General features: G+C 73.3%; 15 protein-coding genes. 9 read left to right on the top strand and 6 right to left on the bottom strand.

Features of this window, described 5'->3' with window-relative positions:
- Window positions 1-5 precede the first annotated feature (5 nt).
- Both ACFFJB_RS03160 and ACFFJB_RS03155 read right to left on the bottom strand, forming a co-directional pair.
- Window positions 6-968: a DUF58 domain-containing protein gene (locus tag ACFFJB_RS03160; protein ID WP_376829407.1), complete on the bottom strand. Its 963-nt coding sequence runs from the start codon at window positions 966-968 to the stop codon at window positions 6-8.
- A 5-nt stretch (window positions 969-973) separates the two neighbouring features.
- The gene (locus tag ACFFJB_RS03155) at window positions 974-2,014 is read right to left on the bottom strand and encodes an AAA family ATPase (protein ID WP_376829406.1); all 1,041 of its coding nucleotides are present in this window, start codon (window positions 2,012-2,014) and stop codon (window positions 974-976) included.
- 356 nt (window positions 2,015-2,370) lie between these two features.
- On the opposite strand from ACFFJB_RS03155, the gene ACFFJB_RS03150 reads away from it, so the two are divergent.
- Genes ACFFJB_RS03150 through ACFFJB_RS03135 form a run of 4 tightly spaced genes read left to right on the top strand, consistent with a single transcriptional unit; the run spans window position 2,371 to window position 5,235 of the window.
- Entirely contained in the window at window positions 2,371-3,003 is a 633-nt protein-coding gene (locus ACFFJB_RS03150; protein ID WP_376829404.1) for a DUF1285 domain-containing protein, read from the top strand.
- The gene (locus ACFFJB_RS03145; RefSeq protein WP_376829403.1) at window positions 3,000-3,698 is read left to right on the top strand and encodes a CoA pyrophosphatase; all 699 of its coding nucleotides are present in this window, start codon (window positions 3,000-3,002) and stop codon (window positions 3,696-3,698) included. Before ACFFJB_RS03150 ends, ACFFJB_RS03145 begins: the two co-directional genes overlap by 4 nt.
- Window positions 3,695-3,949 (top strand): DUF6111 family protein, encoded by a 255-nt coding sequence (locus ACFFJB_RS03140; protein ID WP_376829401.1) that lies wholly within the window; start codon window positions 3,695-3,697, stop codon window positions 3,947-3,949. Before ACFFJB_RS03145 ends, ACFFJB_RS03140 begins: the two co-directional genes overlap by 4 nt.
- Entirely contained in the window at window positions 3,946-5,235 is a 1,290-nt protein-coding gene (locus tag ACFFJB_RS03135; RefSeq protein ID WP_376829399.1) for a CCA tRNA nucleotidyltransferase, read from the top strand. Before ACFFJB_RS03140 ends, ACFFJB_RS03135 begins: the two co-directional genes overlap by 4 nt.
- Window positions 5,236-5,245: 10 nt before the next feature.
- Here ACFFJB_RS03135 and bioB read toward each other — a convergent pair whose 3' ends face one another.
- The gene (bioB, locus tag ACFFJB_RS03130) at window positions 5,246-6,376 is read right to left on the bottom strand and encodes a biotin synthase BioB (protein ID WP_376829397.1); all 1,131 of its coding nucleotides are present in this window, start codon (window positions 6,374-6,376) and stop codon (window positions 5,246-5,248) included.
- Between the two features lie 416 nt (window positions 6,377-6,792).
- On the opposite strand from bioB, the gene ACFFJB_RS03125 reads away from it, so the two are divergent.
- Window positions 6,793-7,122, top strand: a complete 330-nt coding sequence (locus tag ACFFJB_RS03125) for a hypothetical protein (RefSeq protein WP_376829395.1) — start codon at window positions 6,793-6,795, stop codon at window positions 7,120-7,122.
- A 66-nt stretch (window positions 7,123-7,188) separates the two neighbouring features.
- Here ACFFJB_RS03125 and ACFFJB_RS03120 read toward each other — a convergent pair whose 3' ends face one another.
- Complete coding sequence (locus ACFFJB_RS03120) at window positions 7,189-7,911, bottom strand: endonuclease V (RefSeq protein ID WP_376829393.1); 723 nt, start codon at window positions 7,909-7,911, stop codon at window positions 7,189-7,191.
- A gap of 419 nt (window positions 7,912-8,330) precedes the next feature.
- Window positions 8,331-9,428: a redox-regulated ATPase YchF gene (gene ychF / locus ACFFJB_RS03115; RefSeq protein ID WP_376829391.1), complete on the bottom strand. Its 1,098-nt coding sequence runs from the start codon at window positions 9,426-9,428 to the stop codon at window positions 8,331-8,333.
- Window positions 9,429-9,680: 252 nt separating this feature from the next.
- Here ychF and ACFFJB_RS03110 point away from each other — a divergent pair, with 252 nt between their 5' ends.
- The 3 genes from ACFFJB_RS03110 to ACFFJB_RS03100 all read left to right on the top strand — a co-directional run bounded on the left by ACFFJB_RS03110 (window position 9,681) and on the right by ACFFJB_RS03100 (window position 12,163).
- On the top strand, window positions 9,681-10,355 hold the full coding sequence (locus ACFFJB_RS03110) for an MBL fold metallo-hydrolase (protein ID WP_376829389.1): 675 nt from the start codon (window positions 9,681-9,683) through the stop codon (window positions 10,353-10,355).
- Between the two features lie 118 nt (window positions 10,356-10,473).
- The gene (locus ACFFJB_RS03105; RefSeq protein ID WP_376829387.1) at window positions 10,474-10,734 is read left to right on the top strand and encodes a DUF3297 family protein; all 261 of its coding nucleotides are present in this window, start codon (window positions 10,474-10,476) and stop codon (window positions 10,732-10,734) included.
- A 205-nt stretch (window positions 10,735-10,939) separates the two neighbouring features.
- Window positions 10,940-12,163, top strand: coding sequence for a YbfB/YjiJ family MFS transporter (locus ACFFJB_RS03100; RefSeq protein ID WP_376829385.1), 1,224 nt, complete (start codon window positions 10,940-10,942; stop codon window positions 12,161-12,163).
- A gap of 10 nt (window positions 12,164-12,173) precedes the next feature.
- Here the strand turns inward: ACFFJB_RS03100 and mutS are convergent, their stop codons facing one another.
- Window positions 12,174-15,050 carry a DNA mismatch repair protein MutS gene (mutS, locus tag ACFFJB_RS03095; protein WP_376829383.1) on the bottom strand — a complete coding sequence of 959 codons (2,877 nt, stop codon included), beginning with the start codon at window positions 15,048-15,050 and terminating at the stop codon, window positions 12,174-12,176.
- Window positions 15,051-15,426: 376 nt separating this feature from the next.
- On the opposite strand from mutS, the gene ACFFJB_RS03090 reads away from it, so the two are divergent.
- Window positions 15,427-17,715: an NADP-dependent malic enzyme gene (locus ACFFJB_RS03090; protein ID WP_376829382.1), complete on the top strand. Its 2,289-nt coding sequence runs from the start codon at window positions 15,427-15,429 to the stop codon at window positions 17,713-17,715.
- Window positions 17,716-17,768: the final 53 nt, after the last annotated feature.

Below are 17,768 nucleotides of genomic sequence, written 5' to 3'. Positions count from 1 at the left end.
GCCGGTCATGGGCCGCCTCCGGCGCCGCGGCCGCCGGCGGCCGCCAGCAGCGTCAGCGCCCGCAGCGCCGCCTCGCTGGCGGGGCGGTCGGTGCGGTGCAAGGTCAGCGACCAGCCGCGGCGGGCGACGGTCTGCGCCACCGCGGCGCGATGGCTGGCGAGGGCGGCGCGGTACGCCTCGCCCCAGGCGCGGGCGTCGCCCACGCGACGGCGCACGGCGCCGTCCGGGGTCTCCAGCACGGTTTCGCCGGCGAAGGGAAAGGTCTCCTCCACCGGATCGGCGACGAGGATCACGGCGCCGGACGCGCCGCGGACGGCGAGGCTGGCGATGCGCGCCTCCAGCTCCGCCGGCGGATTGAGGCAGTCGCTCACCAGCACGACGGCGTCGCCGCCGGCGACCTCCGCCGCCGGAGGCAGGTCCGGCTGGGGCGCGCCGTCGCGCAGGCTGGCGGCGATGTCGCGGGCGAGACGCTCCATCGCCCCGGCGCCGCCGCTGGCGGCGCCGGCGAGCAGCCCCACCCGCTCGCCGGCCGCGGCCAGCGCGCCGGCCAGCCCGAGGCCGAGGGTGAGGGCGCGGCCGGCCTTGCTGTCAGCGGCCAGCGACGAGCGGAAGCCCATGGAGGGCGAGAGATTGATCCAGAACCACACCCGCTGCGCCGCCTCCCATTCGCGCTGGCGCACGTAGAGGCGGTGGTCGCGGGCCGAGCGGCGCCAGTCGATGCGCTGGGCGGACTCGCCGGGAACATAGGGGCGGTATTGCCAGAAGTCCTCGCCGGGACCGGGCTGGCGCCGGCCATGGGCGCCGGCCGCGGCGGCGGCGACGCGCCGGGCCTGCAGCAGGATGCGCGGCAGCCTGTCCGCCAGGGCGCGGGCGCTTTCGGTGACGGCGGTCGCGGGGCCGGTCCGGGACGCGGCCTCGCCCCCGAACAGGCCGGCGACGGGAACCGCCTGCGTGCGCGCGCGCGCCATGGGCGTCAGCCCAGCCGCGCCACGAGGCGCCCGATGAGCCGGTCGACGTCGACGCCGTCCGCCCGCGCCGCGAAGGTCAGGGCCATGCGGTGACGCAGCACCGGCCCGGCCAGGGCGGCGATGTCGTCGATCTCCGGCGCGAGGCGGCCGCGCAGCAGGGCGCGGGCCCGCGAGGCCAGCATCAGCGCCTGGCCGGCGCGCGGCCCCGGCCCCCAGGAGAGGTGGCCGGCGATTTCCGGATCGCCCTCGCCCGGGCGGGCGGCGCGCACCATGTCGAGAATGGCCTCCACCACGCGCCCGCCCACCGGCAGGCGCCGCGCCAGACGCTGCGCCTCCGCCAGCTCCGCCACGGTCAGCGCCTGCTGCGGCTGCGCCTCCTCATTGCCGGTGGTCTCCAGCAGGATGCGCCGCTCGGCGTCGCGGTCGGGATAGGTCACGTCGATCTGCATCAGGAAGCGGTCAAGCTGCGCTTCCGGCAGCGGATAGGCGCCCTCCTGTTCGATGGGATTCTGCGTGGCCAGCACGTGGAACGGCGCCGGCAGGTCGTGGCGCGCGCCGGCCACGGTGACGTGGCGCTCCTGCATGGCCTGCAGCAGCGCCGACTGGGTGCGCGGGCTGGCGCGGTTGATCTCGTCCGCCATCAGCAGGCGGGTGAACACCGGCCCTGGCGCAAAACGGAAGGAGCGGCGGCCGTTCCCGTCCTCGTCGAGGATCTCGCTGCCGATGATGTCGGAGGGCATCAGGTCCGGGGTGAACTGCACGCGGCGCGTATCCAGCCCGAGCGTGACGCCGATGGCGTTGACGAGGCGGGTCTTGGCGAGGCCCGGCAGGCCCACGAACAGGCCGTGGCCGCCGGCCAGGATGGTGGCGAGCGCAAGGTCGATCACCTCGTCCTGGCCGAAGATCACGGCGGCGATGGCCGCGCGGGCGCGCGCCAGCCCGTCGAGCGCGCGCTCGAGCGCGGCGTCGTCCGCCCCGCCGGAGGACGGCGCCGTCCCGGCCGGGCGCGGGTGCAGGGCCACGGTTTCGCCAGGCTGGATGGTCATGCGCGCCGTTCTCCCGAAATCCTGTTGCGGGCCGCCCCCGCGGCCCCCATTCTTCTGTACGATGCTTCGCCGCGCGGCGCACCCCTTTCCGCGCGCCGGCGCCGCAGGGCGGCGCGGCGGGCGGACGGCGTATTGCCGGAGCGCCGCCTGGCGGTCCGCCACGGCGCGCGGATCTGGCGGCGGCCCGCCATGGACGCCGCCAGGCGGCGCCCGCGCGGCGGAGCGGCGCCCGTCCCGCTGGCGGCGCCCCTTTCGGGGGCGCTCCGGAAGGCGGCGCGAATCTGGCTGTGAAATTTGGTGGAAATGCGCCCCGGCCATGGATGACGGCGGCGCCTTTCCGGCGGGAGACGACCGACGTGACCGACAACACCGGCAAAACTGGCGCAGGCCCGGCGGGCGGCGCTCCGGGCGGACTGGAGCGCCTGTTCGCTTCCCTCGGCCCCGTGGGCGACAGGGACGGCCCCGCCCCCGCCCGGCCTGTCGAGAAATGGAATCCGGAGTTCTGCGGCGACATCGACATGCGCATCGCCGCGGACGGCACCTGGTTCTACATGGGCTCGCCCATCGGGCGAAAACCGCTCGTGAAGCTGTTCGCCTCCATCCTGCGCAAGGATCCGGAGCGCTACGTCCTGGTGACGCCGGTGGAGCGGGTCGGCGTCCAGGTTGACGACGCGCCCTTTGTGGCGGTGGAGATGGTCGCCGAAGGCGAAGGCGCGCAGCGGCGCATCAGCTTCCGCACCAATGTGGACGACGTGGTGACCGCCGGCCCGGAGCATCCGCTGCGCTTCGACCGCGACGCCGAAGGCGGCCTCAAGCCCTATGTGAAGGTGCGCGGCGAGCTGTGGGCGCTGGTGACCCGGGCGCTGATGTATGACCTCGTGGAGATGGGCGAGGAGCGCCCGGCCGCCGGCGGCGGCGAGGCGGAGTTCGGCGTGTGGAGCGACGGCGCGTTCTTTGTGATCGCCCGCGCAGGGGAACTGGCCGCATGAACGCCCCCGAAGCGGTCCGTCCGGCCGCGCCGCCGGCCGGCGACCGTCTCCGGCCGGGCGCGGAGGCGGGCTTCAGCATCGACAGCTTCCTGCAGCGCAGCCGCGAACGGCTGTATCCGGAGCCGCCGCCGGTGGGCGGGGCGCTGGCCAATCCCGGCGGCGACCACGCGGTGAATGGCGAGCCTCCGCCGTTTGACGAGGCCGTGGCCCGGCCGGCCGCCGTGCTGGTGCCGGTGGTGCTGCGGCCGGAGCCCACGCTGCTGCTCACCCAGCGGCCGGCCTCCATGCGCAGCCACGCCGGCCAGGTGGCGTTTCCCGGCGGCAAGGTGGACCCGGAGGACGGCACGCCGCTCAACGCCGCCCTGCGCGAGGCGGAGGAGGAGATCGGCCTCGCCCGCCGCTTCGTGAAGCCGCTGGGCTATCTCGACCCCTACATCACCGGCACCGGCTACCGCATCGTGCCGGTGGTGAGCGTGGTGGAGCCCGGCTTCCGCCTGCAGCTCAATCCGGACGAGGTGGAGGCGGCGTTCGAGGCGCCGCTGGCCTTCCTGATGAATCCGGCCAATCATGAGCTGCGCGCCTCGCAGTGGCAGGGGCGCATGCGCCGTTACTGGGCCATGCCCTGGAAGGAGCGCTTCATCTGGGGCGCCACCGCCGGCATCATCCACAACCTGTACCGGAAGTTTTACGGGTGAGCCGCATCCTGCAGCAGCTGGCGCTGTTTCTGGCGCCGTTTGCGGCGTTCGCCGTCTGGCTGGCGCTGCGCCGTCGCAATCCGCTGACGCGCGCGCCGTGGAGCGGGCGCGCGCCGTGGCTGGCGCTGGCCGGCGCGGCGCTGGCGGTCGCGTCCCTGGTCATCACCGGCCTGACCCAGGAGCGGCGCGACGGCGGCTACACGCCGCCACGGCTCGAAAACGGCCGGCTCAGGCCCGGCGAATTCAGGTGAGCGCAGTGACCCCGGAGGAACGACAGGCGATCGGCGCGCTGCTGGCGCGGCCGGCGGTGGCGCAGGTGTTCGCGGCGCTTGACGGCGACGGCGCCGAACTGCGCCTCGTCGGCGGGGCGGTGCGCGACGCCCTGCTCGGCCAGGCCGTCGATGAAATCGACATGGCGGTCTCCCTGCCGCCGGATGCGGCGACGGAGCGGGCGCAGCGGGCCGGCCTGCGCGTCATTCCCACCGGGGCCGAACACGGCACCATCACCGTGCTGGCCGGCGGCGAGCGCTTCGAGATCACCAGCCTGCGCGAGGACGTGGCGACCGACGGGCGCCGCGCCGTGGTGCGCTTCGGAACCGACTTCGACGCCGACGCCATGCGCCGCGACTTCACCATCAACGCCATGTCGGTGGACGGCCGCGGGCGCCTGCATGATCCGGCCGGCGGTTACGCGGACCTGCGCGCCAACGCCGGGCGGCCGCGGGTGCGCTTTATCGGCGACGCCCTCACCCGCATCCGCGAGGATTATCTGCGCATCCTGCGCTTCTTCCGCTTTCTCGCCCGTTTTGGCGCGGACGCGCCGGATCCGGACGGCTTCCACGCCGCCATCCGGGGTCGGGACGGGCTGAAGCGGCTCTCGGCCGAACGGGTGCGGGCCGAGCTGCTGAAGCTGCTCGCCGCCCCGGACGCGGCGCAGGCCGTGGCGCTCATGGCCGGCGCCGGCCTGCTGCTGGCGGTGAGCGGCGTGGTGGCCGAGCCGGGGCGTCTCGCCCGGCTCATCGCCCGGCAGGCGCGGGAGGGCGCGCCCCCGGACCCGCTGCTGCGGCTGGGCGCGCTGGCGGTGCGGGTGCGGGAGGACGCGGCGGCGCTGCAGCAGCGCCTGCGCCTTTCCGGCGCGGAGACGGCGCGCCTCGCCGGTATGGCCCGCGCCATGGAGGCGCTGCGCAGCCGCCGGCCCCTGGCCGCCCCGCAGCTGCGGGCGCTGGCGGCGGAGGAAAGCGTCGGCGCCCTCGCCGACGCCCTCGCCGTCCTCGCCCCTGACGGCGGCGCTCCCGCCCTGCTCACCGCCGGCGCCGCGGCGCAGATGCAGCGTTTCCGCGACGGAACGGAGCCGCAGCCGCAGCTGCCGCTGCGCGGCGCCGACGTGGTGGCCCTGGGGGTGAAGCCGGGCCCGGGCGTCGGCGCGGTGATGGCGGCGGCGCGCCGGAGCTGGCTGGCCGACGGTTGCCCCACGGACGCGGCGGCGCGCGCGCGGCTGCTGGCGCTGGTGCGGGAGCTGGCCGGCGCGAACGCCTGAGCCCGCGCCATCAGGGCGCCGCCCCGCAACCGCAGCCGCCGCAGCCACGGTCGCCGGCCGCGGCCGTTCCGGCCTGCGGGGCGATCTCCTGCCGCAGCGGCCCGCGGCGGGCCGGACGCAGGCCCAGGCGCGCGAACAGCGCCCGGTCGGCGTCCTCGCCGGGATTGGCGGCGGTGAGCAGGGCGTCGCCGGCGAACACCGAACTGGCGCCGGCGAAGAAGCACAGCGCCTGCATCTCGTCGCTCATGGCGCTGCGGCCGGCGGACAGGCGCACCACCGACTTCGGCATGAGCAGGCGGGCGAGGGCCACCACGCGCACGAAGGCGATGGCGTCCGGCCGCGGCGCGCCGGCCAGAGGGGTTCCCGGAACCGGGACCAGCATGTTCACCGGCACGCTCTCCGGATGCTGCGGCAGTCTGGCGAGGGTGACCAGCATGTCGACGCGGTCCTGGACCTGCTCGCCCATGCCGATGATGCCGCCGCAGCACACGCGGATGCCGGCGGCGCGCACGCGGGCCAGGGTCTCCAGCCTGTCGGCGAAGGAGCGGGTGGTGACCACGGCGCCGTAGTGGCGCTCCGAGGTGTCGATGTTGTGGTTGTAGTAGTCGAGTCCTGCTTCGGCGAGACGGGCGGCGTCCTGCGCCGTCAGCATGCCGAGGGTCATGCAGGTCTCCATGCCCAGCGCCCGCACGCCGCGGATCATGGCGACGATGGCGTCCATGTCACGGGCTTTGGGGCTGCGCCAGGCGGCGCCCATGCAGTAGCGGGTCGCGCCGGCGTCGCGGGCGCGGCGGGCGGCCGCGACCACCTCCTCCACAGCCATCAGCTTCTGCGCCTTCACGCCGCCGGCGTGACGGGCGGACTGGCTGCAGTAGCCGCAGTCCTCCGGGCAGCCGCCGGTCTTGACCGACAGCAGGCGCGCCAGCTCCACCGCGTTGGGGTCGAAATGGCGCCGGTGGACGGCATGCGCGGCGTGCAGCAGGTCCGCGAAAGGCGCGTCGTGAATGGCCCGCGCCTCCTCCGCCGTCCAGTCGTGGCGCAACGCGCCGGCGAGCCCGCCGGCCAGCGCGGCGGCGAGCGCCCCGCCGGACTCCGGATCCGGGGAACCGTGTTCGCCGGCAGTGGGCATGGAACGCGTCATGGTCGCCTCCTTCATAGATAATTCTGCATGACGTGCTCCCTGAGCTTCCAGACCAATGGCGTGACGGCAAGCCGCCGCCGGCCGCCAGGACGGAGGCGGAGGGCGGTGACGACGCATCACATTGGAATTCAAAGATTTTTTCTGAAGGACAGCCCGAACGGACGCGGGCGCGGCGCGGCGAGATGATAGATTTTCAAGACAGAAACCATGCGATGGCGAAATGCATGGCCGAAAATTTATCTATAATTTACAAACCTCCGCGTCGCCGCTGCGCTGCGCCCAAATGCGGCGCCGGCGCACATCCGGCGGGCGCCGTGCCCTCGCCTTCGCGTCGCCATGAACCCTGGGGAGATATAAGCTTTGCGTGTTCCGGCGCCGTCGCGGCGCCGGAAGCCACCTCTTTCCGGGAGGCAGTCATGACGCTTGCACGAACCAGCCCGGCGGCCATCGCCCGCCGCCTCGCCCGACGGCGCGACCAGGCTGGCGCCCAGCTCGGCGCCCAGGTCGCGGAGGAAGCGGCGCGCGCCGGCGATCAGGCGGCGCAGCCCGCCAATCTCAGCCCGTGGCGGCGTGAGAGCTTCCTGCTGCCGGCCAGCGAAGCGCGCGAGGCGGCGCGCGCCTGGCTCGACCGCTATCCGCGGGCCAGCTGGCGCTCGGAGATCGAGGACTGGCGCGTGGTCGGCGACAATCTCGTGCAGCTCACCCTGCGCCGCCTGCCCGCCGCCGTCGCCAGCGGCGACTGCTGAGCCCGGCGCGGCGCAGCCCCCCGGCGCGGCCCGGGCTCCGCGCTGCCGGTCAGGGCCGCAGGCGGTTCATGGAGCGGCGGCGCCGGCCGCCCCCGTCTGGGCGGGACGCAGCGCCGCCGCCCGGTGGGCGGCGCGCACCGGCTCCGGCAGGCGGTAGCGGCCGAGGCAGGCCGTCACCAGGGCCACGGCCGAGGCCAGGTCGATGTGGTGTCCGGGCGAGACATAAAGGGGCGCCACGCCGGCGCGGGCGCGCAGCACCGCGCCGATCTGCGGCGGATGGGGCGCGTCGGGCGCAGGTTCGCGCGCCAGCAGCGGGGCGACGTCGCCGCGCCCGGGGCCGGGGCCGGCGCTCCAGCCGGTGAGACGGGTCTTGGCGCAGCCCACCGTGGGGCGCTCCAGCCACAGGCCCATGTGGCTGGCCACGCCGACCCCGCGCGGATGGGCGCAGCCGGCGCCGTCGAAGATAAAGGCGTCCGGCGCGACGCGCAGCCGGCGGAACGCCTCCTCCAGCACCGGCCCTTCCCGGAAGGTCAGCAGGCCCGGCACGTAGGGAAAGGGCGTCGGCGCCTCGGCCAGCACGGTCTCCAGCACCTCCATGTCCGGGAAGCGCATCGCCACCACCGCGGCGCGCGAGCGCCCGGCGCGCACGCTGACGTCGACGCCGGCGACGACGCGCAGGCGGGAGAGATCAAGCGGCGTGTCGAGCCGCAGCTCGCCGGCCAGCCGTTTCTGCAGCGCGATGGCCTCGCGCGGCGTGACGTTCCAGTGGTGACGGGGATGAATGCCCATGGACCGTTTATGGCGCCCGCCGCGCCAGGACGCCATGGGGCGGCGCAACGCGCCAGCCGGACGGGGCGACCCGGGCCCCGGCGCGCGATCGCCGCGCCAACCGTCTGGCCGATGCGGAAACGCCGGGGAGGCGTCCGGCATGACGGGCTGGCGCCGGCGCGGCGCCCGCGACAGAGAAACGGCGCTCCCGTACAGGGCCCGCCGCCCGTCCGGTCCGCCTGCGATCTTCCGCCGCGACGGCCGCGAAGCCGCGGTCCTGCCCGTGCCAGCCCCAGGCGTCTCATGCGCCGAAGGAGCGGCGCCGGACGGTCATGCGCCGCGCGGCGACAGGACGGCCGGAGCGGCGCCCGCCGCGTTTCCATCCGCCCGTGGGGCCCGCCCGGTCCGCGCCTGCCGGCGCAGCCCGGTCGCGCCGGCGCTCAGGTGTTGAACCGGAAGTGCAGCACGTCGCCGTCGGCGACGACATAGTCCTTGCCTTCCAGCCGCAGCTTGCCGGCTTCGCGGGCGCCGGCCTCGCCCCGGAACGTGATGTAGTCGTCGTAGGCGATGGTTTCGGCGCGGATGAAGCCCTTCTCGAAATCCGAGTGAATCACGCCGGCCGCCTTCGGCGCCCTGGCGCCCCTGGTGACCGTCCAGGCGCGGGCCTCCTTCGGCCCCACCGTGAAATAGGTGATGAGGCCAAGCAGGTCGTAGCCGGCGCGGATCACGCGGTTGAGGCCGGGTTCATCGAGGCCGATGGCCGCCAGATACTCGGCCTGCTCCTCCTCAGGCAGCACGGCGATCTCGCTTTCGATGGCGGCGGAGACCACCACCGCCCGCGCGCCCTCCGCAGCGGCGCGGGCGAACACCTTCGCGGAGAATTCGTTGCCGTCCTTCGCCGACGCCTCGTCGACGTTGCAGACATAGAGCACCGGCAGCGCCGTCAGCAGGCCGAGCTGGCGGAACAGGCGCTCCTCCTCCGGCTTCACCTCCACCAGACGCGCCGGCCTGCCCTCGCGCAGCAGCGCCAGGGCCCGGTTCACCAGGTCCAGCGTCTCCCTGGCCTCCCTGTCGCCGCCGCGGGCGCGCTTCTCCAGGTTCGTGACCCGCTTCTCGAGGCTCTCCAGATCGGCCAGCATCAGCTCGGTCTCGATGGTCTCGACGTCCGCCAGCGGATCCACCTTGCCGTCCACATGGGTGATGTCGCTGTCCTCAAAGCAGCGCACCACATGGGCGATGGCGTCGCATTCGCGGATGTTGGCGAGGAACTGGTTGCCCAGCCCCTCGCCCTTCGAGGCGCCGCGCACCAGGCCGGCGATGTCCACGAAGGTCAGGCGCGTGGGGATGATCTGCTGGGAGCCGGCGACCTCCGCCAGCGCGTTGAGGCGCGGGTCCGGCACCGCCACGTCGCCCACGTTCGGCTCAATGGTGCAGAACGGATAGTTGGCGGCCTGCGCCGCGGCCGTCTGCGTCAGCGCGTTGAACAGGGTCGATTTGCCGACGTTCGGCAGACCGACGATTCCGCATTTGAAACCCATGACCACTCCAGCAGCGGCGCGCCGCGGCGGCGTGAGCGGGCGTCCTGCCCCCCGCCCGCGGGCGCTTTTCCGAACCGGGCGCATCCATAAAACATCAGCCGGAAAAGTGGAAACCGGATTTCGCCGCGCCGCCTCCCGCCCGCGGGCCCACTGGCGGCCGGCGGGGAATGCCGCTACCCATTACCGACGGAACGCGCCTGCATGCGGGCGCAGGCACACGCACGGCGCCCCGCGCCGCTTCGGGAAACATCCATGAGCGACCAGAACGACAGCACCGCCAGCCGCCCTGAATTCCCCCTGCGCGCCGCCATCGTGCCGGTGACGCCGTTCCAGCAGAACTGCGCCATCATCTGGAACGAGGACACCATGGCCGGCGCCCTGGTCGATCCGGGCGGCGATCCGCACCTGATCCGCAGGGCGCTGCAGCAGACCGGCGCGAAGATCGAGAAGATCATCATCACCCACGGCCACATCGACCATGTCGGCGCCGCCGCCGAAATGGCGGAGGAGCTGGGGGTGAAGATCGAGGGGCCGCACCGCGCCGACGCGGAAATGATGCGGAACGTGGAGCTGCAGGCGCAGAAATGGGGCCTCGGCGGCGTGCGCAACGTGCAGAGCGACCGCTGGCTGGAGGAAGGCGACGTGGTCACCATCGGCGGCGCGCCCTTCGAGGTGTTTCACTGCCCCGGCCACTCGCCGGGCTCGGTCGTGCTGGTCAACCGGGCGCAGCGGGTGGCGCTGGTGGGCGACGTGCTGTTCCAGGGCTCGGTGGGCCGCACCGACCTGCCTGGCGGCGACCATGAGGCGCTGATCCGCTCCATCAAGACCAAGCTGCTGCCGCTGGGCGACGACATCGCCTTCATCTGCGGCCACGGCCCGATGAGCACCTTCGGCCAGGAGCGCGCCTACAACCCCTTCCTGAACTGAGGTCCGGGGGGCCGCCTTGCGCCGGCGGCGCGGGGCGGCTAATGCAGCCGGCCGCAGGCGAGGACCTGCGATCCGCGCCCGGACGGCGCGTCCCGGATGTCACCGACAGGAAGCAGCCATGAGCGAGAACAAGGCCGACACGCCCCCTGACCGCCTCAGCGTCGACCCCGACAGCCCCTATTTCGACGCGGCCGTGCTGGCGCGCGGCGTCGGCGTGCGCTTCAAGGGCGCGGAGAAGAACAACGTTGAGGAATATTGCGTCAGCGAGGGCTGGGTGCGGCTCGCCGCGGGCAACACCGTGGACCGCCGCGGCCGCCCCATGACCGTGAAGCTGAAGGGCAAGGTGGAGCCCTATTTCCAGGACGTCGCCGGCGCGTGAGCGCCAGGGGCTGCGCGCGGCCCGGAGCTTCAGCGCGCCCCGGTGCGGGCGGGGCGGACGGGCCCCGCCTTTTTTCTGTCCGCCGCCGCTCCCGGAGGCGGACGGGGCGCACGGCGCGAGGCATGCAAAAATTTTCTGGCGCGGCCGGCCGCCGCGCGCCGCAGCCAGGATCCGCAAGGCGGCGGAGGCTGTGTAAGCTCGCCCCATGAACGCAAGCCACCCCGCCGTCGCCCCCGGGGCCGCAGCGCCCTGCCCGCCGCCATGGCGGCTGACCTTCTCGGCCATGTGCGCCATGTTCGTCGGCATTGGCCTGGCGCGCTTCGCCTATGCGCCGCTGATGCCGGCGCTGGTGAAGGCAGGCTGGTTCGCCGAGGCGGCGGCGGCCTATATCGGCGCGGCCAATCTCGCCGGCTATTTCATCGGGGCGCTGTGCTCCCGGCGCCTCGCGCGCCGCAGGCCGAAGCTGGCGGTGCAGCTCTCCATGCTGGCCTGCGCGGCCAGTTTCTTCGCCTGCGCCTGGCCGGCGCCGTTCCTGTGGTTTTCGTTCTGGCGGTTCGTGGCCGGCGTCGCCGGGGCGGTGGCGCTGGTCACCGCCGCGCCGTTCATCCTGCCCTACGTGCCGGAGCACCGGCGCGGCCTTGTCTCCGGCATGATTTTCGTCGGGCCGGCCATCGGCGTGATTCTCGGCGGCCTCGCCGTGCCGGCGCTGCTGGCGGAGGGTCTCGGCTTCACCTGGATGGCGCTGGGCGTCGCCTGCCTCGCCGTCACGGCCATGGGCTGGAGCGGCTGGCCGCCAGCCCCGGCGGAGCAGGCGGCGGGCGCGGCGTCCGCTGCCTCGCCCGCTCCTGGCGGGCGCTCGCCGGCGGCGGTGGCGGCGCTGCTGGCGGGCGTGTACCTCATCTACGCCCTCTCCGCCTTCGGTCTCGTGCCGCACATGCTGTTTCTCGCCGATTACGTGGCGCGTGGGCTCAACTGGGGCGTTTCCGCCGGCTCGCTGGTGTGGGCGCTGTTCGGCCTCGGCGCCATGACCGGCACGGTGGCCACCGGCCTCGCCGGCGACCGCTTCGGCTTCCGCCGCACGCTGCTGGTGGGGCTGCTGCTGCAGATGGGCGGCGTGGGCGCGCTGGCGGTGACGGGCAATCCGGCCGTGGTGGCGCTTTCGGCGCTGGTGATCGGCGGCTTCGTGCCGGGGGTGGCGGTGCTGACCATGGGCCGGCTGCGCGAGATCGCTCCGGCGGAGCGCATTCCGGACGGCTGGCGCGTCGCCACGGTGTGCTTCGCCGTCGGCCAGGCGGGGGCGGGCTACGCCTGTTCCTGGCTGTTCGCCCGCACCCACGATTACGCGCTGCTGTTCGCCGCCGGCGCGGGCGTGATCGCCCTGGCGCTGCTGGTGGAGCTGGGAAGCGCCGCGCTGGCGCGGCGGCGCTGACGCCCGCGCCTCAGCCGGGCGGCTGCTTGAGCATCGCCTTCAGCCGGTAGAGCTCGTCGAGGGCGGCGCGCGGGGAGATGTCGTCCACGTCCAGCGCCTCCAGCGCCATGCGGACCGGATCGGGCGGCGGCGGCTCCGCCGGCGCGGCGGCCGCGTCGGCGCGACGGGGCGCGGCGGCCGCTGCGAACAGCGGCAGGTCGTCCACCAGCGCCGCCACCGGTTTTTCGCGGTCGCCTTTCTCCAGCCCGGCCAGAATCGTCTTCGCGCGCTCCACCACCGCCGGAGGCAGGCCGGCCAGACGCGCCACCTGGATGCCGTAGCTGCGGTCGGCGGCGCCGGGCGTAACCTCATGCAGGAACACCACCTCGCCCTGGAACTCCGCCACCCGCATGGTGACGTTGGTCACCCGCTCCAGCCGGCCGGCCAGCGCCGTGAGCTCGTGATAGTGGGTGGCGAACAGCGCCCGGCAGCGGTTGACCTCATGCAGGTGCTCGATGGCCGCCCAGGCGATGGACAGGCCGTCGAAGGTTGCGGTGCCGCGGCCGATCTCGTCCAGAATCACCAGTGAGCGCGGCCCCGCCTGGTTGAGGATGGCGGCGGTTTCGATCATCTCCACCATGAAGGTGGAGCGCCCGCGCGCCAGGTCGTCGGCGGCGCCGACGCGGCTGAACAGCCGGTCCACCACGCCGATGTGGGCCCGCCGGGCCGGCACGAAGGCGCCCATCTGCGCCAGCACCACCGCCAGCGCGTTCTGGCGCAGCCAGGTGGACTTGCCGGCCATGTTCGGGCCGGTGACCAGCACGATGCGGCCGGCGGCGGCGTCCGGCTCCGCCAGGTTGCTGTCGTTGCCGACGAACGCCTCGCCCTGGCGGCGCAGCGCCGCCTCCACCACCGGATGGCGCGCGCCCTCGAGGATGAAGGCGAGGCTGTCGTCCATGTGCGGCCGCACCCAGTCGCGCCCGGCCGCCAGCTCGGCCAGGGCCGCCGAAACGTCCAGCGTCGCCAGCGCGTCGGCGGCGGCCCGGATGTCGCCGGCGCAGGCGGCGAGCATGGCGCGCAGCCGCTCGAACACCGCCAGCTCGATGCCGCGCGCCCGCTCCGCGGCGGAGGCGATCTTCGCCTCCAGCTCGCCGAGCTCCACGGTGGAGAACCGCATGGCCCCCGCCATGGTCTGGCGGTGCACGAAGGTGGCGTTGAGCGGCGGCTGCAGGAAGGTCTCCCCCGCCGCCTGCGGCGTCTCGACGTAATAGCCGAGCATGTTGTTGTGCCTGATCTTCAGCGACTTCACGCCGGTTTCGGCGGCGTAGCGCGCCTGCAGGGCGGCGATGTAGCGGCGGCTGTCGGCCTGCAGCAGCCGCGCCTCGTCCAGGGCCGCGTCATAGCCCTCGCGCACGAAGCCGCCGTCGCGCTTCAGCAGCGGCAGGTCGTCGGCCAGCGCCGCGGCCAGTTCGTCGGCCACGGCGGGATCCAGCCGCCGCAGCGCCGCCGCGGCCGCCGCCAGCTCCTCAGGCAGGGGCCCCGCCCCGGCCAGCAGCGCGCCGATGTCCAGCGCCGCGCGCATGCCGGCGCCGAGCGCGGCGAGATCGCGCGGGCCGCCGCGGTCCAGGGAGAGGCGCGACAGGGCGCGCGCCATGTCCGGCGCCGCCTTCAGACGCTCGCGCAGGGCGCCGCGCAGCAGGCTGTCGGCGACCAGCGCCTCGACGGAATCATGGCGGGCGCGGATGCGGGCGAGGTCCGTGAGCGGGCTGGAGAGACGCTCCGCCAGCAGCCGCCCGCCGCCGGGCGTCAGCGTCATGTCGATGGTGGCCAGCAGGCTGCCCGCGCGCTCGCCGGACAGCGTGCGGGTGAGCTCCAGATTGGCGCGGGTGGCGGCGTCCACCGACAGCAGCCCACCGGCGACGCCGCGCGACGGCGGCGACAGCGACGGCCGCGCCCCGTACTGGGTGCGCTCCACATAGGCGAGCGCCGTCGCCGCCGCGGCGGTTTCGGCGCGGGAGAAACTGCCGAAGGCCTCCAGCGAGGCGACGCCGTAATATTCCTGCAGGCGCCGGGCGGCCGAGGCCGGATCGAGGCCGTCGCGCGGCACCGGCGTCACCAGCACCCGGCTCTCCCGCCACATGGGCGCGAGCTCCGGATCGTCAAAAACCGTGTCAGGCACCACGATCTCGCGCGGGTCGAGCCGCGCCAGTTCGGCGGCCAGCGCCCCGGCCTCCACCTCGTTCACGGTGAAGCGGCCGGTGGTGATGTCGGTGGCGGCGACGGCGTAGGTCCAGCCGCCGTCGGAGGCGCGCTGGCGCGCCACGGCCACGAACAGGCTGGGGCGGGCGGGATCGAGCAGGCGCTCCTCGGTGACGGTTCCGGGCGTCACCAGCCGCACCACGTCGCGCTTCACCACCGATTTCGCGCCGCGCTTGCGCGCCTCGGCCGGATCCTCGGTCTGCTCGCACACGGCGACGCGATGGCCGGCGGCGATGAGGCGCTCCAGATATTCGTCGGCGCGCTCCACCGGCACGCCGCACATGGGGATGTCCTCACCGAGGTGGCGGCCGCGCCGGGTCAGCACGATGCCGAGGGTGCGGGAGGCGATTTCGGCGTCCTCGAAGAACAGCTCGTAGAAATCGCCCATGCGGTAAAACAGCAGCGCCTCCGGATGGGCGGCCTTGATCTCCAGATACTGCGCCATCATCGGCGTGACGCGGGCGTCCTGCCGCGCCTCTCGCCGCGCATGCTGGCCGCCGCCGGGCGGCTCGCGGGCGTCCGCGCCGGGATCCTGGCGCAAGCGATCCTGGCGCAAGCGATCCTGGCGCGAGTCCGGAACGTCGGGGGCGCCCGCACGGGCGACCGGGGCGCTGGCGGCGTCGTCAGCCTTGGCGTGGGCGTCAGCCATGGGAAGCGGCGAACCTTTCGGGATACGGACGGCCATGGGCGGCGGCGGGCATTATAAGCCGGCGGCGCTGCGGGCCGCCAGGGGGCGCGCCATTTTGCGCCGTTACGGCGGAGTTATGCCCAGAACCATGCGTGAACGGCGGGAAAAAGCCGGATTCGCCCCCCTCCGGAGCGTCCAGGCCAAAAGAGATTTTGCCCTTTGGCGACATATGCGCCAATAGACGTCCAGATGACGCGCAACGGGCGTTCCCGCGCTTGAGGAAACGCGAACGCGTGCGTACTCTCCGGCGCCCCCACCTGCGGGGCGAGGGAGCCGCGCCCGCCGTTTCGCGACCGTTCCGGGGCGCTACACCAGAACAAGAGCACAGAATTTCGCCATGACCGACCATCCCCCGCGCCGCAGCGCGCGCCCGACCTTCACCGAGCAGGAAGCGCTCGACTTCCATGCTTCCGGCCGTCCCGGCAAGCTGGAGATCGTGCCCACCAAGCCCATGGCGACCCAGCGCGACCTGTCGCTGGCCTATTCGCCGGGCGTGGCCGTACCGGTGCTGGCGATCGCGGAGGAGAAGTCCCGCGCCTTTGATTACACCACGCGCGGCAATCTGGTGGCGGTGATCACCAACGGCACGGCGATTCTGGGCCTCGGCAACCTCGGCGCGCTGGCGGCCAAGCCGGTGATGGAAGGCAAGTCGGTGCTGTTCAAGCGCTTCGCCGACGTGGACTCCATCGACCTCGAGATCGACACCGAGGACACGGACGCCTTCATCAACGCGGTGCGCTACCTCGGCCCTTCCTTCGGCGGCATCAACCTTGAGGACATCAAGGCGCCGGAGTGCTTCATCATCGAGCAGCGCCTCAGCGAGCTGATGGACATTCCGGTGTTCCATGACGACCAGCACGGCACGGCCATCATCGCCGCCGCCGGCCTGCTGAACGCCATGCACCTCACCGGCCGCGATCCGCGGACCACGAAACTGGTGGTGAACGGCGCCGGCGCGGCGGGCATCGCCTGCGTGGAGCTGATCAAGGCCATGGGCTTCGCGCCGGAGAACGTGATCCTGTGCGACACCAAGGGCGTGATCTACCGGGGCCGCACCGAAGGCATGAACCAGTGGAAGGCGGCGCATGCGGCGGACACCGACGCGCGCACCCTGGCCGACGCCTTCCGCGGCGCCGACGTGGTGATGGGCCTCTCGGCCAAGGGCGCGTTCACCGAAGAGATGATCCGCTCCATGGCGCCGAACCCGATCATCTTCGCCATGGCCAATCCGGATCCGGAGGTGACGCCGGAGGAGGTGCACGCCATCCGCGACGACGCCATCGTCGCCACCGGCCGTTCGGACTATCCGAACCAGGTCAACAACGTGCTCGGCTTCCCCTACATCTTCCGCGGCGCGCTCGACGTGCGGGCCACCCGCATCAACATGGAGATGAAGATCGCCGCCGTGGAGGCGCTGGCCGCCCTGGCCCGCGAGGACGTGCCGGACGAGGTGGCCGCCGCCTATCAGGGCTCGCGTCCGAAGTTCGGCCGGGAATACATCATTCCGGTGCCGTTTGATCCGCGCCTCATCCACACGGTGCCGCCGGCCGTGGCGAGGGCGGCCATGGAGACGGGAGTGGCCCGCCGGCCGATCGTGGACATGGACCGCTACCGCGCCGAGCTGTCGGCCCGTCGCGATCCGGTGGTGGGCGCGCTGCAGCGGGTGTTCGAGCGCGTGCGCCGCTATCCGAAGCGCGTGGTGTTCGCCGAGGGCGAGGAGGAGCAGGTGATCCGCGCCGCGGTCTCCTTCGTCAACCAGGGGCTCGGCAGCGCCGTGCTGGTGGGCCGCGAGGAGCTGGTGCGCGCCACCGCCGCCAACGCCGGCATCGACCTGGACGGCCGCGAGGGCATCACCATCCAGAACGCGCGGTTCTCGGAGCGCAACCCGGCCTACGCCCAGATGCTGTACAACAAGCTGCAGCGTCAGGGTTACCTGCTGCGCGACTGCCAGCGCATGGTCAACAATGACCGCAACTACTTCGCCGCGGCCATGGTGGCCATGGGCGACGCCGACGCCATGGTGACCGGCGTCACCCGCAATTACGCCACCGCCCTCACCGAGGTGCGGCACGTGATCGACACCAAGCCGGGCCACCGGGTGATCGGCCTGTCGCAGGTCATCGCCCGCGGACGCACGGTGCTGATCGCCGACACCGCCATCCATGAGGCGCCGGACGCGGAGGATCTGGCCGACATCGCCGTGGAGGCCGCCAACGCGGCCCGCCGTCTCGGCTTTGAGCCGCGCGTGGCGCTGCTGTCGTTCTCCACCTTCGGCCAGCCGGACGGCGAGCGCGCCTCGCAGATGCGCGAGGCCATCCGCATCCTCGACCATCGCCATGTGGACTTCGAGTACGAAGGCGAAATGGCCGCGGACATCGCGCTGGATCCGGAGCTGATGAAGCAGTTCCCGTTCTCGCGCCTGAAAGGCCCGGCCAACGTGCTGGTCGCGCCCGGCATCCATTCGGCGGCGATCTCCACCAAGCTGCTGGTGCAGCTGGGCGGCTCGACGGTGATCGGCCCGATGATCGTCGGCCTCGACCGGCCGGTGCAGATCGTGCCGCTGGGCGCGCGCGACAGCGAGATCGTCAACATGGCGGCGCTGGCGGCCTACAACATCAGCGGCTGAGACGCCCGCAGACGCAATGGAAAAGGCCCGGAGCGCAGGCTCCGGGCCTTTTT

The organism is Camelimonas abortus, from assembly GCF_042432745.1.
Taxonomy (GTDB): Bacteria; Pseudomonadota; Alphaproteobacteria; order Rhizobiales; family Beijerinckiaceae; genus Camelimonas; species Camelimonas abortus.
The sequence above is the reverse complement of the archived record's forward strand: the minus strand, read 5'-3'. Positions and strand labels throughout refer to the sequence as shown.

Coding starts and splice junctions, on each gene's coding strand:
- ACFFJB_RS03160 (WP_376829407.1), bottom strand. CDS start 968: ATGGCGCGCGCGCGCACGCAGGCGGTTCCCGTCGCCGGCCTGTTCGGG.
- ACFFJB_RS03155 (WP_376829406.1), bottom strand. CDS start 2,014: ATGACCATCCAGCCTGGCGAAACCGTGGCCCTGCACCCGCGCCCGGCC.
- ACFFJB_RS03145 (WP_376829403.1), top strand. CDS start 3,000: ATGAACGCCCCCGAAGCGGTCCGTCCGGCCGCGCCGCCGGCCGGCGAC.
- bioB (WP_376829397.1), bottom strand. CDS start 6,376: ATGACGCGTTCCATGCCCACTGCCGGCGAACACGGTTCCCCGGATCCG.
- ACFFJB_RS03125 (WP_376829395.1), top strand. CDS start 6,793: ATGACGCTTGCACGAACCAGCCCGGCGGCCATCGCCCGCCGCCTCGCC.
- ACFFJB_RS03120 (WP_376829393.1), bottom strand. CDS start 7,911: ATGGGCATTCATCCCCGTCACCACTGGAACGTCACGCCGCGCGAGGCC.
- ychF (WP_376829391.1), bottom strand. CDS start 9,428: ATGGGTTTCAAATGCGGAATCGTCGGTCTGCCGAACGTCGGCAAATCG.
- ACFFJB_RS03110 (WP_376829389.1), top strand. CDS start 9,681: ATGAGCGACCAGAACGACAGCACCGCCAGCCGCCCTGAATTCCCCCTG.
- ACFFJB_RS03105 (WP_376829387.1), top strand. CDS start 10,474: ATGAGCGAGAACAAGGCCGACACGCCCCCTGACCGCCTCAGCGTCGAC.
- ACFFJB_RS03100 (WP_376829385.1), top strand. CDS start 10,940: ATGAACGCAAGCCACCCCGCCGTCGCCCCCGGGGCCGCAGCGCCCTGC.
- mutS (WP_376829383.1), bottom strand. CDS start 15,050: ATGGCTGACGCCCACGCCAAGGCTGACGACGCCGCCAGCGCCCCGGTC.
- ACFFJB_RS03090 (WP_376829382.1), top strand. CDS start 15,427: ATGACCGACCATCCCCCGCGCCGCAGCGCGCGCCCGACCTTCACCGAG.